General features: G+C 64.0%; 19 protein-coding genes. 12 read left to right on the top strand and 7 right to left on the bottom strand.

From position 1 onward, the window contains the following. Nucleotides 1-45: 45 nt before the first annotated feature. On the bottom strand, nucleotides 46-936 hold the full coding sequence (locus HB860_RS16330) for a LysR substrate-binding domain-containing protein (protein ID WP_025325605.1): 891 nt from the start codon (nucleotides 934-936) through the stop codon (nucleotides 46-48). 91 nt (nucleotides 937-1,027) lie between these two features. Here HB860_RS16330 and HB860_RS16335 point away from each other — a divergent pair, with 91 nt between their 5' ends. After that, entirely contained in the window at nucleotides 1,028-1,885 is an 858-nt protein-coding gene (locus HB860_RS16335; RefSeq protein WP_139438720.1) for a DMT family transporter, read from the top strand. A gap of 1 nt (nucleotide 1,886) precedes the next feature. Here HB860_RS16335 and HB860_RS16340 read toward each other — a convergent pair whose 3' ends face one another. Continuing rightward, nucleotides 1,887-2,468 carry a uracil-DNA glycosylase family protein gene (locus HB860_RS16340; RefSeq protein WP_247627301.1) on the bottom strand — a complete coding sequence of 194 codons (582 nt, stop codon included), beginning with the start codon at nucleotides 2,466-2,468 and terminating at the stop codon, nucleotides 1,887-1,889. Between the two features lie 101 nt (nucleotides 2,469-2,569). On the opposite strand from HB860_RS16340, the gene rarD reads away from it, so the two are divergent. Next, a complete protein-coding gene (gene rarD, locus HB860_RS16345) occupies nucleotides 2,570-3,463 on the top strand; it encodes an EamA family transporter RarD (RefSeq protein WP_247627302.1) in 894 nt (297 codons plus the stop codon). Further along, a complete protein-coding gene (locus tag HB860_RS16350) occupies nucleotides 3,460-3,804 on the top strand; it encodes a GIY-YIG nuclease family protein (RefSeq protein WP_247627303.1) in 345 nt (114 codons plus the stop codon). Before rarD ends, HB860_RS16350 begins: the two co-directional genes overlap by 4 nt. 70 nt (nucleotides 3,805-3,874) lie before the next feature. On the opposite strand, the gene pspG is transcribed toward HB860_RS16350, so the two are convergent. The 4 genes from pspG to HB860_RS16370 all read right to left on the bottom strand — a co-directional run bounded on the left by pspG (nucleotide 3,875) and on the right by HB860_RS16370 (nucleotide 5,949). Continuing rightward, nucleotides 3,875-4,093 carry an envelope stress response protein PspG gene (gene pspG, locus HB860_RS16355; RefSeq protein WP_005331057.1) on the bottom strand — a complete coding sequence of 73 codons (219 nt, stop codon included), beginning with the start codon at nucleotides 4,091-4,093 and terminating at the stop codon, nucleotides 3,875-3,877. A gap of 48 nt (nucleotides 4,094-4,141) precedes the next feature. Next, nucleotides 4,142-4,348 (bottom strand): PspC domain-containing protein, encoded by a 207-nt coding sequence (locus tag HB860_RS16360; RefSeq protein ID WP_042649985.1) that lies wholly within the window; start codon nucleotides 4,346-4,348, stop codon nucleotides 4,142-4,144. A gap of 2 nt (nucleotides 4,349-4,350) precedes the next feature. Next, complete coding sequence (gene pspA / locus HB860_RS16365) at nucleotides 4,351-5,013, bottom strand: phage shock protein PspA (RefSeq protein WP_202047473.1); 663 nt, start codon at nucleotides 5,011-5,013, stop codon at nucleotides 4,351-4,353. 207 nt (nucleotides 5,014-5,220) lie between these two features. Continuing rightward, nucleotides 5,221-5,949 (bottom strand): 1-acylglycerol-3-phosphate O-acyltransferase, encoded by a 729-nt coding sequence (locus HB860_RS16370; protein WP_247627304.1) that lies wholly within the window; start codon nucleotides 5,947-5,949, stop codon nucleotides 5,221-5,223. 176 nt (nucleotides 5,950-6,125) lie between these two features. Between HB860_RS16370 and HB860_RS16375 the strand changes: the two genes are divergently transcribed. From HB860_RS16375 to HB860_RS16390, 4 genes are read left to right on the top strand one after another with little or no spacing between them, the layout of a single operon-like run. Further along, the gene (locus HB860_RS16375) at nucleotides 6,126-6,503 is read left to right on the top strand and encodes a hypothetical protein (RefSeq protein ID WP_247627305.1); all 378 of its coding nucleotides are present in this window, start codon (nucleotides 6,126-6,128) and stop codon (nucleotides 6,501-6,503) included. A gap of 50 nt (nucleotides 6,504-6,553) precedes the next feature. Beyond that, nucleotides 6,554-8,596 (top strand): protein-disulfide reductase DsbD family protein, encoded by a 2,043-nt coding sequence (locus HB860_RS16380; protein WP_247627306.1) that lies wholly within the window; start codon nucleotides 6,554-6,556, stop codon nucleotides 8,594-8,596. Then, a complete protein-coding gene (locus HB860_RS16385) occupies nucleotides 8,593-9,324 on the top strand; it encodes a DsbA family protein (RefSeq protein ID WP_247627307.1) in 732 nt (243 codons plus the stop codon). The genes HB860_RS16380 and HB860_RS16385 overlap by 4 nt, the downstream gene beginning before the upstream one ends. A 3-nt stretch (nucleotides 9,325-9,327) precedes the next feature. Beyond that, nucleotides 9,328-9,855: a protein disulfide oxidoreductase gene (locus HB860_RS16390; protein WP_247627308.1), complete on the top strand. Its 528-nt coding sequence runs from the start codon at nucleotides 9,328-9,330 to the stop codon at nucleotides 9,853-9,855. Nucleotides 9,856-9,933: 78 nt separating this feature from the next. Here HB860_RS16390 and HB860_RS16395 read toward each other — a convergent pair whose 3' ends face one another. Further along, nucleotides 9,934-10,353: an EF-hand domain-containing protein gene (locus HB860_RS16395; RefSeq protein ID WP_247627309.1), complete on the bottom strand. Its 420-nt coding sequence runs from the start codon at nucleotides 10,351-10,353 to the stop codon at nucleotides 9,934-9,936. 321 nt (nucleotides 10,354-10,674) lie between these two features. Between HB860_RS16395 and atcJ the strand changes: the two genes are divergently transcribed. From atcJ to HB860_RS16420, 5 genes are all read left to right on the top strand, one after another. Next, nucleotides 10,675-10,959, top strand: coding sequence for a cold adaptation protein ActJcold adaptation protein ActJ (atcJ, locus tag HB860_RS16400; RefSeq protein WP_025325592.1), 285 nt, complete (start codon nucleotides 10,675-10,677; stop codon nucleotides 10,957-10,959). A gap of 7 nt (nucleotides 10,960-10,966) precedes the next feature. Further along, a complete protein-coding gene (atcA, locus tag HB860_RS16405; RefSeq protein WP_139438756.1) occupies nucleotides 10,967-11,497 on the top strand; it encodes a cold adaptation protein AtcA in 531 nt (176 codons plus the stop codon). Between the two features lie 13 nt (nucleotides 11,498-11,510). Next, nucleotides 11,511-12,272 carry a cold adaptation protein AtcB gene (gene atcB / locus HB860_RS16410; protein WP_139438759.1) on the top strand — a complete coding sequence of 254 codons (762 nt, stop codon included), beginning with the start codon at nucleotides 11,511-11,513 and terminating at the stop codon, nucleotides 12,270-12,272. Between the two features lie 10 nt (nucleotides 12,273-12,282). Beyond that, nucleotides 12,283-13,185 carry a cold adaptation protein AtcC gene (atcC, locus tag HB860_RS16415; protein WP_247627310.1) on the top strand — a complete coding sequence of 301 codons (903 nt, stop codon included), beginning with the start codon at nucleotides 12,283-12,285 and terminating at the stop codon, nucleotides 13,183-13,185. Nucleotides 13,186-13,384: 199 nt separating this feature from the next. Beyond that, on the top strand, nucleotides 13,385-13,636 hold the full coding sequence (locus HB860_RS16420; protein WP_247627442.1) for a hypothetical protein: 252 nt from the start codon (nucleotides 13,385-13,387) through the stop codon (nucleotides 13,634-13,636). Nucleotides 13,637-13,699 lie beyond the last annotated feature (63 nt).

A 13,699-nucleotide genomic window follows, 5' to 3' on the forward strand; every position in this document is an offset into this window, starting at 1 on the left:
TTCATCCCCTGCCCCCTGTTCATCCCGAGCCAGCAGCCCAACCGGCTAGAGCGGCATGCTCTGGCGCGTCTCCATCATCAACCACTGGCGCAGCCGGCTGATGGCGGGCTCATGGGCCCGGGAGCGCTTGCAGGTGAAGTAGAAGGCATCCCCCGTCTCCAGCTGGTGCACCGGCAGGGCCACCAACTGGGGATCGTCCGGTCGCAGCATGTAGTCGTTCACGAATGCCACCCCCTGATCCCAGGCCGCCGCCTCCATCGCCAGCAGCACATGGCTGAAGTGGTGCATCCGCGCCTCATCCGGGATCACCAGCCCCCCCGCCTTGGCCCAGCGCTGCCAATCCTCCCCCCGCGCCTTGTAGATGGATTGCACCGAGAGCAGCGGCAACTGCCAGATGGCGGCAGGCCACTCCCCCTCCACCTGCTGCAACAGGCGACGGCTGCAGACCGGAAAGAGCCGCTCCCGATAGATGAGGTCGTGGCAATAGCCCCGTCCGTGGGGGGAGACTGTGATGAAGCAGTCCGCCACCCGATCGGAGAGCTCGGGATCCTCCGCCACCATCTCGAGGCTGAGATCCAGCTCGGGGTAGAGCTGGCGCAGCCCGGCCAGCCTGGGGATCAGCCACTTCACCGCAAAGGAGCTGTAGACTGCGAGCCGCAGCCGCATCTCGCCGCCGCCGCGCAGCTGTTCGCTGCTCTGGGCTATCTGGCCGAGCCCGGCGGAGATCCCCTCGAAATAGCTCTCCCCCTGGGCAGTCAGTGACAGCAGTCGCCCCTGGCGCAGCAGCAGCCGCTCCCCCAGAAAGTCCTCCAGCAGGCGGATCTGGTGGCTGACCGCGCTCTGGCTGACATTGAGCTCCAGGGCCGCACGGGAGAAGCTGAGCAGGCGGGCAACCGCCTCGAAGTATTGAACGGCGCGCAGGGGAGGCAGCTTCATTATCCAAAATTCTCATGGATGGTGATTTTTTATCATTTTACTGGATAACAGGCGTCAGACTACCCTTCCCTCATCTAACGTGGGAGGTGGTATGAACGCAGTCGGGATTGGCATCCTCTATCTGGTGCTGGGCAACATGGTGGCGGTCTTCTCCGATGCGCTGGTCAAGGTGCTGGAGCCGAGCCAGCCCGTGTTCCAGTTCGTCTTCTTCCGCCAGCTCTCCGCCGCCCTCCTGCTGGCGCCCTGGCTGCTCTGGTCCTGGCGGCGCAACCCGCCGGTGGCCATCAAGTGGCACCTGCTGCGGGCCCACATCTGGGCCATCGGCGTCTGCCTGATGGTGGTCGCCCTCACCCGTTTGCCGCTGGCCACCGCCAACGCCCTCTTCTATGCGGCCCCGCTGCTGATGGTGCCGCTCGCGGTCTGGCTGGCGGGGGAGGCGCTGTCGCGCCAGAAGGTGCTGACGGCACTGGTGGGTTTCATCGGTGTGCTGATAGTGCTGCGCCCGACCGAGGTGAACTGGGCCGCCCTGGCGGCGCTCGGTGTGGCGCTCTCCATGGCGGTCAACAACCTGCTGATCAAGCGGATCCCGCTCAAGCAGCCCATCGCCCAGACCCTGTTCTTCACCAACGTGCTGAGCATGCCCTTCATACTGGCGCTGGCCTGGTGGGAAGGGGGAAACTGGCAGTGGCAGATGTGGTGGCCCGCCTTCGGCTCCTCGGCGCTGATCATGGTCTATGCGGGCTTGTGCGTGGTGGCCTATCGCAAGGCGGAGGCGAGCAAGATAGCCTCGGCGGAGTACACGGGCCTGCTGATGGCGGTCGCCATCGGGGTCTGGCTGTTCGACGAACAGCCCGGTCTGCCGCTGCTGCTGGGGTGCCTGTGCATCATCTTGCCGCTGGTCGCCATGGCGCGCGGCAAGTCAAAACCGCTGGCAGAGCCGGCGGTCTGAATCAAAGCAGCAAGGGGGCAACCCGCTGCTGCAGGTGGGGGATCACGGCCTGCTCGAACCAGGGGTTCTTCCTGAGCCAGAAGGTGTTGCGCGGGGAAGGGTGCGGCAACGGCAGCCAGCCGGGGCCATACTCCCGCCAGCATTGCACCGTCTCGGTAAGGGACTCCTTGCCCGCCTCCCGCAGATAGTGGCGCTGGGCGTACTGGCCGATAAGCAGGGTCAACTCTATGTTGGGCAACAGCATCAGCACCTTGTCGTGCCAGGTGGGGGCACATTCTGGGCGCGGCGGCAGATCCCCCGACTTGCCCTTGCCGGGGTAGCAGAGCCCCATGGGCATGATGGCGATGCGGGACTCGTCATAGAAGGTGGGCTTGTCCACCCCGAGCCAGTGGCGCAGCCGATCACCGGATGGATCGTCCCAGGGGATGCCGCTGGCATGGACACGGGTACCGGGCGCCTGACCGATGATCAGCAGGCGAGCGCGCTCGCTGCCGCGGATCACCGGCCTGGGCCCGAGCGGCAGGTGGGCCTCGCACAGGCGGCAGGCCCGGATCTGTTCAAACAGCAGGTCTAGTCGGTTCATGGCCTGATGGTAACAGAGTTTCCGGCAGGATCCCGCTTGTGGAACCGGCGGCAGATACTTATCATGCGGCCACATTTGTTTAATTTAATAAACGGAAAGCGATGAAGAACTGGCTGGGCCCCGGCAGTGCGGCCCTCTCCTTCGTGCTCTGGGGCATGCTGCCCCTCTATTACCAGTTCATGCCCGAGATCAACATGTGGGAGCTGCTCTCCCACCGGGTGCTCTGGTCTGTTGTCCTGCTGGGTGGCCTCTTCCTGCTGCTCGGCGTGCAGGTCCCCTGGGCACGCCTGCGCAGCGAACCCCGCCAGCTCGGCCTCATCCTGCTGGCGGGCCCCGTCATGTCCATCAGCTGGTGCATGTTCACCTGGTGCCTGACCACGGGCCAGGTGCTGGCCACCAGCCTCGCCTTCTTCATGACGCCGCTGTTCAACATCGCCTTCGCCGTGCTCTTCCTCAAGGAGCGGCTCACCCCCCAGAAGCATCTGGCGGTCGCCCTGGCCCTGGCGGGGCTGGCCTACATGCTGTTCTCCTACGGCGAGCTGCCCTGGTTCTCCCTCATCATGGGGGCCAACTTCGCCTTCTACGGCCTCATCAAGAAGAAGGTGCGCCACGATGCCGGTGTCAGCCTCTATCTCGAGTCCCTGGCCCAGCTTCCCGTCGCCCTGCTGATCCTCGCCTGGCTGGGTCTGCACGGCATGAGCCAGTTCATGGCCGGTGACTGGGCCGACAAGCTGCTGCTGATGGGCTCTGCCCCCGCGACCCTGCTGCCGGTAGGGCTGTTCTGCTACGCAGTGGCACGCACCCGCATGAGCACTGTGGGGCTGCTGCAATACATAGAGCCGAGCCTCGCCTTCCTGCTCGCCATCTTCTGGTTTGGGGAGATCCCGGATCCGGTGAAATCGGTGGGCTTCGCCTTCGTCTGGGCCGGCCTGCTGGTGAGCCTGCTGCCCCTGCACCTGCTCGGGCGCGGCCGGGTCCAGTGGAAAGAGTCATGACGACGGACGTCTGTACCGATAAGCCTGCAACTAACTGGTTTATCTATCTGGTGCGCACCGGTGCGGGCTCGCTCTATGCGGGGATCAGCACGGATCCCGAGCGGCGTCTGCGCCAGCACCAGAGTGGCAAGGGTGCCCGCGCCCTGCGTGGCAAGGGGCCGCTGGCCCTGGTGTGGCGCCAGGGGGTGGCGGACAAGGGCGAGGCGCTGCGCCTCGAGTATCGCCTCAAGCAGCAGAGCAAGGCATTCAAGGAGCGCCTGGTGCTCGACCCCGGACTCTGGCACGACTGGAGCCAGCCCTGGCTGAGCGCCGATACGGCCCCTATCGAACCGTCCCCCTGAACCAGTCGCTCCCGCCATAAAAAAGGCCGCTGGGAGCAGCGGCCAAGGAAGGATCCGATAGCAGGGAGGCTTAACGGTAGGTGTTCGACTGCTTGCGCCTGTTGCTGAGCAACCAGCACACCGCCAGCACCAGCAGCAGCCAGGGCGCCAGCTTGATGATGAGGGCAAACATGCCGGCCAGGGCGCCAAACAGCACGAAGACCCCGCTCACCAGCAGCATGGCCAGCACGGTAAAACCGGTCAGCGCCATGGTCACCAGCACCAGCATCAAGACGATAAATTCCAGCATGTTGTGCTCCTCACAGGCTTGCAGTGGCCAGCGGGTCTGATCCGGGGATCAATCCAGCCAGCGTTTCAATTCACGACGGGGCGGCATCACCAGCACCGCCAGCAGATAGAGGGCCAGGGCCAGGGGCGGCATCAGGATCAGCGCCAGCAAGGCCAGCACCCGCACCGTCACCCTCGAGATCCCGAGCCCCCTGGCCAGACCGGCACAGACCCCGGTCAGCTTGCGATGGGCCAGATCTTTGGGCCAGGGGCTCATGGTTATGCCTCCGCCTTACGGCTTTTCAGGCGAGCCAGCTCGCGCTCAATCTCGTCGTTCAACTCCAGCTCGCGGAACTGGGCCTCCAGGGAGGGATTCTGCCCCAGGGTCGCCGCCTCCAGCTGGGCTTCCAGCTGATCGACCCGGCCCTGAAAGCCGTCGAAGCGGGCCATCAGCTCATGCATGCGCTGGTTGTCCACCTGGGCGCGGGCACGGATCCGGCTATGGGCTGTCTGTTCGCGCAGGGTCAGCATCTTCTGCTTCTCGCGGGCCTCGGTCAGCTTGGTCGCCAGCCGCTCGCTGTCGGCGGTGAGCTGGGCCAGCACCTCGGTCACCCGGGCCTTGTCCTGCTCCAGTTGCTCGCACTTCTTGACCTCGGCCAGCTTCTCCGTGAGGGCGGCACGGGCCAGATCCTCACGTCCCTTCTGGATGGCGAGCTCGGCCTTGGCAGACCACTCCTGGATCTGGTGGCGCAGCGCCTGCTGATGGCGCTCCAGCTGTTTCTGTTCGGCGATGACGCGGGCGGCCTGGGTTCTCATCTCGATCTGCACCTGCTCCATCTCTTCGATCATCAGACGCAGCATCTTCTCCGGCTCTTCACTCTTGTCGAGCAGGCTGTGCAGGTTGGCATTGATCACGTCGGTCAGGCGGCTGAATACGCTCATGGTCTGGCTCCTTGTTGATGGGATGTCACTCTCTTCCCATGGCATTACAAGAGCCGTGCCAAGATAATTTATTGTTGTTTTACAGATAGATGGAGACTTGGCATTGCCATCTCAAGGCCATGAGCTGGCGAGAATTGCCAATGATGTGGTGATTTTAACCAATAAAAAAGGGAGCCAGCGGCTCCCTTCATGGAGTTGGGTCCAGCCTCAGGCGGCCGGGCGATGGCCCAGCTTGCCATCCAGCTCCGCCAGCTTGGCTTCCATCCTGGCCCGGCAGGTATCCGACAGATCGCGGATGCCGGCGGCGCCGTGCTCCTTGCTGCACAGGGGGGGCAGCATCTCCAGCAGCACCTCACCGTTGTCCCAGCGGTTCAGGTCGACCTGACCGAAGTAGCTGGAGCAGACGATGGGTACCACGGGCACTTCGGCCTGGACGGCGGTGTGGAAGGCGCCGGCCTTGAACGGCAGCAGACCACGGCCCTGGGAGCGGGTCCCTTCCGGGAACATCCAGATGGAGGTGCCGTGGTGCTTGATGCGATCCACTACCTGACCTATGGTGCCGATGGCACGGGAGCGGTTGGATCTGTCGATCAGCACGTTGCCGGAGAGCCAGAAGATGAGTCCGAAGAAGGGCAGCCACAGCAGGCTCTTCTTGCCCACTGCCACCACGCCGGGACGCACGGCGCCGGTCACGGTGAAGATGTCGAAGTTGCTCTGGTGATTGCAGACATAGACGGCAGGTCCCACCGACTTGACCTCGTCCGGAATGGTGACCCGGACCTTGAGCCCGATGATCGGGCAGACGGCATGGTACATGCGGGCGAAAACATAGACGTTGTTGGGGTGGCGCGGACGCACCAGACAGAGCAACAGACCAAACACGAACCAGAAGATGAGCAGCAGGGTAAGCAGCAGCACACGGGCAAGTTTGAGCATCGAACACCTCGGAATTTGACTCGGCGCAGTATACTGGTCCCCCTTTTAGCGAACAAGCGTTCGCCAGACAGAACCGACCACCCCGGATGGAGCACGTGGCCGCATCGAATCCCATCGGCTTGCTCACGCCACCATTGATCGATAGGATATGCCCCATTCAACAGGGTAGGACGAGCATGATTTTGCGACAACGCGTGGCGACAAGACTCCTGCTGCTGGTCTGCATCCTGGTGATCAACTGTGCGGCCCAGCCCTTGGCCAGGCTGGCACAGCTCGACCAGGCCCTGAGCTGCCAGATGCTCCCCCTCTCCTCGTCCAGCGCCGATGCCGACGAGGGGCAAGCCACGACGCCCCAGCCCAGCAGTTGCCAGCTCAACGGCAAGTGGCTCAGTGCCGCCAGCCTGCTCTGCGTCGAGCAGATCTTCTTTGCCATCGCCTTCGTGATTGCCCTGCTGGCACCCCTGTCGCGCCGCTCCCCTGCGCTTCCTCCTCCCATCAACATCTCGCCCCCGGAACGGCGACTGCACCTCACTCTCTGTGTCTGGCGGGAATGAGTCTGCGGCGGTTTTCTCCACCCTGACTTTCATTTTCAAGAGACAAACACATGTCAAACATCATCAAGACCGCCCTGTTGCTGAGCGGTCTGCTATGGCAATCCTTTGGGTTGGCCAGCGACACCGGCTGGCTCACCAGCCCCCAGAACGATCACGCCAAGGTGCGGCTGCAAGCTGACACCCGGGATCCCACCGCCCCCCGGGTGCTGCTCAGCCTGCAGCTTGAGTCTGGCTGGAAAACCTATTGGCAGAACCCGGGGGAAGGCGGCATAGCCCCCGAGATCCTCTGGGATGCTCCCCAGCCAGCGGCGCAGTGGCACTGGCCAGTGCCCAGGCGGTTCGACGTCAGCGGCATCTCGACCCAGGGCTATCAGGGGGACGTCAGCCTTCCCATCAGCCTCACCCGCAGCGGCGGCGAGGCACTGACGGGCACCCTGCGCCTCTCGACCTGCAGCAACGTCTGCATCCTGACCGACTACCCCTTCACCCTGGCGCTGGACGGCGCTGCCCCCGAAGGGTTCGACCTTGCCTATGCGAAGGCGATGAGCACCCTGCCACAGGCCATGCCTGGCACTGTGACCCTTGAGGCGGGCTACCGGCAGAGCCAGTTGCAACTGACCGCCGACAACCCCCAGGGCTGGCAGGATCCCCAGGTGTTCCTTCAGCGGCTGGAGGGGGCCGAATATGGCGAGCCCAAGCTGGAGGTGCAGGGCAACACCCTGATCGCCCGTATTCCGGTCAGCGATGGCTGGCAGGGGGATGCCCCCGATATCCGTCATCAGCCACTCGGGTTGGTGCTGGCGAGCGGCGAGCAGGCCTGGCAGAGCGAGGTCCGCATTGGTGAGCCCCTGACCCTGCCGAGCGGCGGCCAGTCGCTGCTCTGGTTGCTGGGAGCCGCGCTGCTGGGGGGGCTCATCCTCAACCTGATGCCCTGCGTGCTGCCGGTGCTGGCCCTCAAGCTGGGATCCGTGCTGCAACTCGAGAGCCGGGAGCGCCGCCCGGTGCGCCTGCAATTCCTGGCGGCCAGTGCCGGCATCCTGGTCTCCTTCTGGGCGCTGGCGCTCATGAGCACCCTGCTGCGCGCCACTCAGGGGGCGGTCGGCTGGGGCATACAGTTCCAGAGCGTCTGGTTTATCGGCTTCATGGTGGTGGTGACGGCGCTGTTCTGCGCCAACCTGCTGGGGCTGTTCGAGCTGCGGCTGCCGAGCAACCTCAATACCCGCCTGGCCACCAGCGGCGGTCAGGGGCTGGGGGGTCACTTCCTGCAGGGCTGCTTTGCCACCCTGCTGGCCACCCCCTGCTCCGCGCCCTTCCTCGGCACTGCGGTCGCCTTTGCCCTCGGGGCGCCGCTCGGTCAGCTCTGGCTCATCTTTACCGCCCTGGGGGTGGGCATGAGCCTGCCCTGGCTGCTGATCGCCGCCGTCCCTCGTCTCGCGCTCTGGCTGCCGAAGCCGGGCCGCTGGATGGGGCGCCTGCGCACCCTGCTCGGCCTGATGATGCTGGGTTCCAGCCTCTGGCTGCTCAGCCTGCTCGGCAACCACGTCGGCCCCTTCTGGATGCTGATCCTGATGGCGCTGATGCTGGTCGCCCTGCTGCTGGCCGTCGTCTGGCGCCACGGCATACGTGCACTGACCCTGGGGCTGGCACTGGGCTGCCTGCTGGGCGGGGCCCTGCTGCTCGGCGGCGCCTTCACCCTGGACGGCAAGCCCCAGCAGGACAGGGTCGACTGGCAGCCGCTCTCGGAGCAGGCCATCGAACTGGCACTGGCCCAGAACAAGCGAGTCTTCGTCGATGTGACCGCCGACTGGTGCATCACCTGCAAGGCCAACAAATTCAACGTACTGCTGCGAGATGATGTGCAACAGGCCCTGAGCGCCCCCGATGTGGTGGCCCTGCGCGGGGACTGGAGCCGCCCCTCCGACGGCATCGCCAGCTTCCTGCGCCAGCGCGGCAGCGTGGCCATTCCCTTCAACCAGATCTACGGGCCCGGCCTGACGGATGGCGAGATCCTCTCCCCCCTGCTGGACCGATCGACCCTGCTTGCCACCCTGGCGCAAGCCGGTATTGCCCCCTCTCAAGGAGAAACCAAATGAAACCGACCCTGATCGCCCTGACCCTGCTGGGCACCTTGTTGACCCCGGCCCTGCACGCCGCCCCCTTCACTCCGGAGCAGGAGGCCCGCATCAAGGAGCTCATCCGCGAGACCCTGGTCCAGAACCCGAAGATCCTCGATGAGGCGGCCGAATCCTGGGAGAAACAGAACGCCGCGGATCAGGCGGCCCAGCTCGGCGACTTCATCAAGGGCAACAAAGAGGTGCTGTTCAACAGCGCCACCAGCCCGCGCCTGGGGGCCAAGAACCCCAAGCTGACCCTGGTGCTCTTCACCGACTACAACTGCCCCTACTGCAAGCAGTTCGACCCAGCGGTGGCAAGGCTGCTCAAGGCCTATCCGAACGATCTGGGGCTGGTGATCAAGCTGCTGCCGTTCAAGGGGCAGACCTCCGCCAAGGCGGCCCAGTACAGCCTGACCCTGTGGCAGCAGGATCCGGCCCGCTTCCTCGCCCTGCACGACAAGCTGATGAGCAAGCAGGGCATGCTGACCGAGGCGGACATCAATAAGGCGCTGGCGGCCACCGGCAATGTGGCGCTCAAGCCCGAGGGCAAGGCCACCGAGGAGCTGCGCAATAGCCTGCGTATCGGCACTCTGCTTGGAGTGCAGGGCACACCGGCGACGCTGATCGGCAACCAGCTGGTGCCGGGCGCCCTCCCCTATGAGCAGCTCGAACAGCTCGTGAAAACTGAACTGGCGAAACTGGGGTAACGCATGACCGAGACGACAACCCCCAGACCCCGCTGGCGACGCTGGGGCAGGGAGGCGCTCTGGCTGCTGCTGTTTGCCCTGATCATCTCGACCCTGCTGGATCTGTGGCGCAGCCCGGCGCTGCCGGAGGGAAGCCCGCTGCCTGTGCTGACCCTGCAAGATGGCACCCGGGCCGACCTGCAGGCCATGAGCCGGGAGCGGCCGCTGCTGGTCTACTACTGGGCCAGCTGGTGCGCCGTCTGCCGCTTCACTACCCCGGCAGTGGAGCAGCTCTGGCAGGACGGCGGCAACGTGCTGACGGTGGCGCTGCGCTCCGGCGACGACGCCAGGTTGCAACAGGGCATGGCCAGGAAGGGGCTGAGCTTCCCCACCCACAACGATGAACAGGGGGCGCTCGCCGCCCGCTGGCAGGTGAGCGTCACCCCCAGCTTCCTCATCATCAAGGAGGGCAAGGTGGTGAGCAGCACCACGGGCTGGAGCAGTCGCTGGGGCTTGCAGCTGCGGCTGCTGTGGGCCGACTGGTTGGCTTGAGCCCCATCACAATGAACAGAGCCCGGTATGACGACCGGGCTCTTTTTTATCTGAAGGCGGTACTTTTTGCTGCTGCCCCTATTGCGCCGGTGACATCATCCCCTGGCCGAGCCGGGCCTTGACGCTGGCCCGTTCGGCCTCGTCGATCACGCCGTCACCGTTCTTGTCCAGCCGGGTGAAGAGGGTCTCATGGCGCTCCATGAACTGCGCCTTGGTCGTGTCCTGCATCGGCCTCATATTGCCCATCTTGCCCGGCATGGCCTTGCCCGATTGCTTCATCGCCTCTTGCATCCTGGCCATGGCGGCCTCTTTCTCGGCAACCGACAGGGTGCCATCGCCGTTGCTGTCTTGCCGGGCGAAGCGCTGCTCGGCTCTCTCCATGAACTGGGCCTTGGTGACATCCCCCTTGAGCAGTACCAGCGGCTCATCGAGGCTCTCATCGGCGGCGATGGCGACGCCCCCCAGCAGTACCAGAGGCAGAAGATAACGTTTGAACATGGTGTCTATTCCTTGTGATGGTCCCGGCCTTGCCGGATCTTGATGCCTGTCGCAGAGGCGGCCCCCTGGCGACAGCAGCAGTCTGACGCCCTCTGTATTGTAGTCCCCGAGCCGGATCAGCCCGGCGTGGCAAGATACAGAGCCCCCTGGGTGGCGGGCGGGCTCCCCATTCCCCCCGGGTCGCTGCCATATCGCGTCCTATTCATGGCGGTGGCCGGTGGTTTCCGTTAAAATGACGGGTTTTTACCGTGCCTGGTTCCCCCAAGCCCCATCAAGCGCCAGCATTGTGACTCTGATGATGCCAGTGATGCAGGATCTGCCATGAACAACTACTTTCGGGTGCTGGGCGTCAAGTCCAACGCCAGCGAAAACGACATCAAGAAAGCCTATCGACGGCTCTCGAACCAGTACCACCCCGACAAGTTGCACGGGGCGAGCGAAGAAGAGAAAGAGCAGGCAGCCATCAAGCTGCATCAGGTGAAGAAGGCCTACGAAGTGCTTTCCGATCCCAAGGCGAGAGCCGCTTTTATCAAGGATTTCAACAACGTCATCGTGACCGATCCCGCTGCTGCCATGCAGGAGATGTGGGACCAATTCTACCCCTGAGGGCGCTATGCAAAAAAAATGGGACCAGGCGCGCATCAAAGCGCTGATGAGTGACGCGGGCGAGAACATCGAATCCTACCGGGATCAGGATCAGCCCAAGGCGCTCGAGCAGTTTACCGGCAAGATGAAGGCCCTGCTGCTGGCCGACATCAGCATGCTGGAGTTCATGCCCGAATACCTGCCGCTCGCCCTCTATGGCCGGGTGCAGTTCCCGCCCAAGGCGAAACCTGAGTGGGCCAGGTGGCTCGCCGACGGCGTACAACCCTCATGGGACGCGTTCAAGGTGTCGGTGGCGTTCAACAACGCCGATCTGCCGCTGGTCAAGGCGGTGCGAGCCCAGAGCGAAGATCAGCTGATCGAAGCCTGCGCCGTGCTCTACCTGCTGGACAACCCCCTGCCCCGCGGTGGCCGTCGTGCCGATGACGACTATGAGCTGCGCGACGACGAAGATGACGACGGGGAAGATGCCGACGCCGACTACCATGGCGGCGAGGGTGAGGAAGACGATCAGGACATGTACGACGAAGTGCGTTTCTAATTTGAGGCAAAGCATGAACAGTCTGATAGAAATTACCGCCATCGAGATCAAAGAGCTGGCCGTGGTCGAGCCCAAGCAGGCCAGCGAAAAGTTCGAGCTGATCGCCAAGACAATGTCCGACGAGCAGTTGGCCGAAGTCATTGAAAACATTGATATCGTCACCCTGACCCAGATCAACGGCCAGCACGACATCTCCTTTCCGTCCATCATCTCCGAGCTGATGACCCCGGAGCGGATCCGCGACATCGTCTGCCAGCAGCCTCTCTACTGGGAGGAGGCCATCAAGAACAATGCCGAAGAGCTGCAGCAGCACACCTTCGACTTCCTCAACTACCTGATCCGCACCCAGGACAGCGAGGCCAAGCAGCGCGAGATCCTGGAGTGCATCGCCGAAGACCCGGCCGGTCTCTTCTACCTCGCCATCCCCTTCATCGAGTTCTACCGTGGCGATCGCTACGAGGATGAAGAGGGTTATCGCGACACCCTGCACGCCGAAGAGGAAGATCTCGAGGAGTCCCTCGCCTACAGCGAGCGCCAGCAGAGCGAAGATGCCCACGACTACCCGCTGGATGATCCGAGAAGCCTGTTGATGCTGATCCGCGAGCAGGCTCCCGAGGTGGAGAAAGCCATCAAGTCGCTGCTGCGCAGCGAGAACGCCACCTGGGACGGCATCATCAACAAGTTCGCCAACGAGCTGGTGATGCAGGCCAAGGAGAAGAACCAGGTCAGCGACGAGTACGACGAAGTGGACGACATGTTCAGCTTCCTGGATTGAGGAGAGCCCTATGCAGCTAGTCATCCGCGAGGCCAACGAAGGCCCCTTCCTCACCCAGGTGCTGCGCTTTGGCCGCGACAACGAACGCCTGAGCGCCCAGCAGCTTGCCGCCATCAAGGGCAAGGCGGTGCTGATGAGCCTGAAATTCGCCGACAAGTACTACAACAAGTACAAGATGCACCTGCTGGAGCAGGCCGCCCACGACGTCATCGGCGTGGTGAGCCTGGGGTTGCAGGAGCTCTCCGGGCGCGACACGGCCCGGGCGCTGGCCCTGCTGCAGGCGCCGGAAGGGCCCATCAAGCCGTTCCAGAAGGGCTGGTCCATGCTGATCTCCGTCAGCCCCAAACAGACGGGCAACAGCCTCTATGGCGACGTGGATGCCAGGCTGCTGGACAAGATCTCGAGCCCCCCGGACATCGAGGAGTGGCAAGGGTGGCAGGAGTACGAGAAGGCGCTGGCCGAGCACAGCAAGGTCCGCCTGATGGGGCTCATCGACCAGCACTTCTTCGCCTGCGAGAGCGATCACCCCACCATGGAAGACAAGCTGGCCGAGGCCCTGCTCTACCGCATCCTGTGCGGCAAGGGCAGCGGCGCCGCGCCCCTCAAGGTGAAGCAGGATCTCAAGCGCAAACTTGCGCGGGAGATTGAGCTCGACGAGGCCTGGTACGATACCGACTATCTCGCCGCCCAGCTTGCCCTGATGCTCGCCGAGCTGCCCGCCGACATGGCCGATGCCCTGCGCCAGGAGCTGAGCCCGGGCTTCGTGCCGAACCTGCTGCACACCCTGGGGTTTGTGCGCCAGTATCAGCAACAGCAACGGGAGAACGCCTCCCCGGAGAAGCTCGACAACATGGAGATGCGCGCCGGGCTCAGGCACCCCCTGCTCGGCTGGCCCCTCTACCACGACTTCTAGCGTCTGTCGGCGCTTTCATGGCGCCATGGCCGCCTGTCCCCATAACGCCCGGCTTGCCGGGCGTTATGCTATCCGCCATCGGCCGCCGCCGAACTACCCCTTCAGCGTCATTGGCCCACTTTTTGTCAGGGATATAATGACTCCCCCATACCGACCGCAGGGGAACGCCGTGAGCAGAAAACCCGACCGCATCACTGCCATGCAGCAGATCATCGACGCCGTGAAACAAGAATTCCCGCTCTATCAACCGGATACCTTCAAATGCGGGCCCGACAACAGCTGCATCGGCTGCCCCAAGAAGCTGATGGAGCTGGTGGATACGGATCTCAGCTACTGGCAATACCAGATCGACCGCGGCATCCCGCCCTCCTTCGACGAGATCCAGCGCTTCGGCAAGATGTGCAAGAACATCCGCCGGGCCCTGGTGCGCAACGGCCGCATCCCCGCCTGATGCTTTGCCCCCGTATCTGATAAGGTGTGACCCACAGGCCCGGATCGGGCACAAGCGAGCAGG

Source organism: Aeromonas genomosp. paramedia (genome assembly GCF_023093515.1).
GTDB lineage: Bacteria > Pseudomonadota > Gammaproteobacteria > Enterobacterales > Aeromonadaceae > Aeromonas.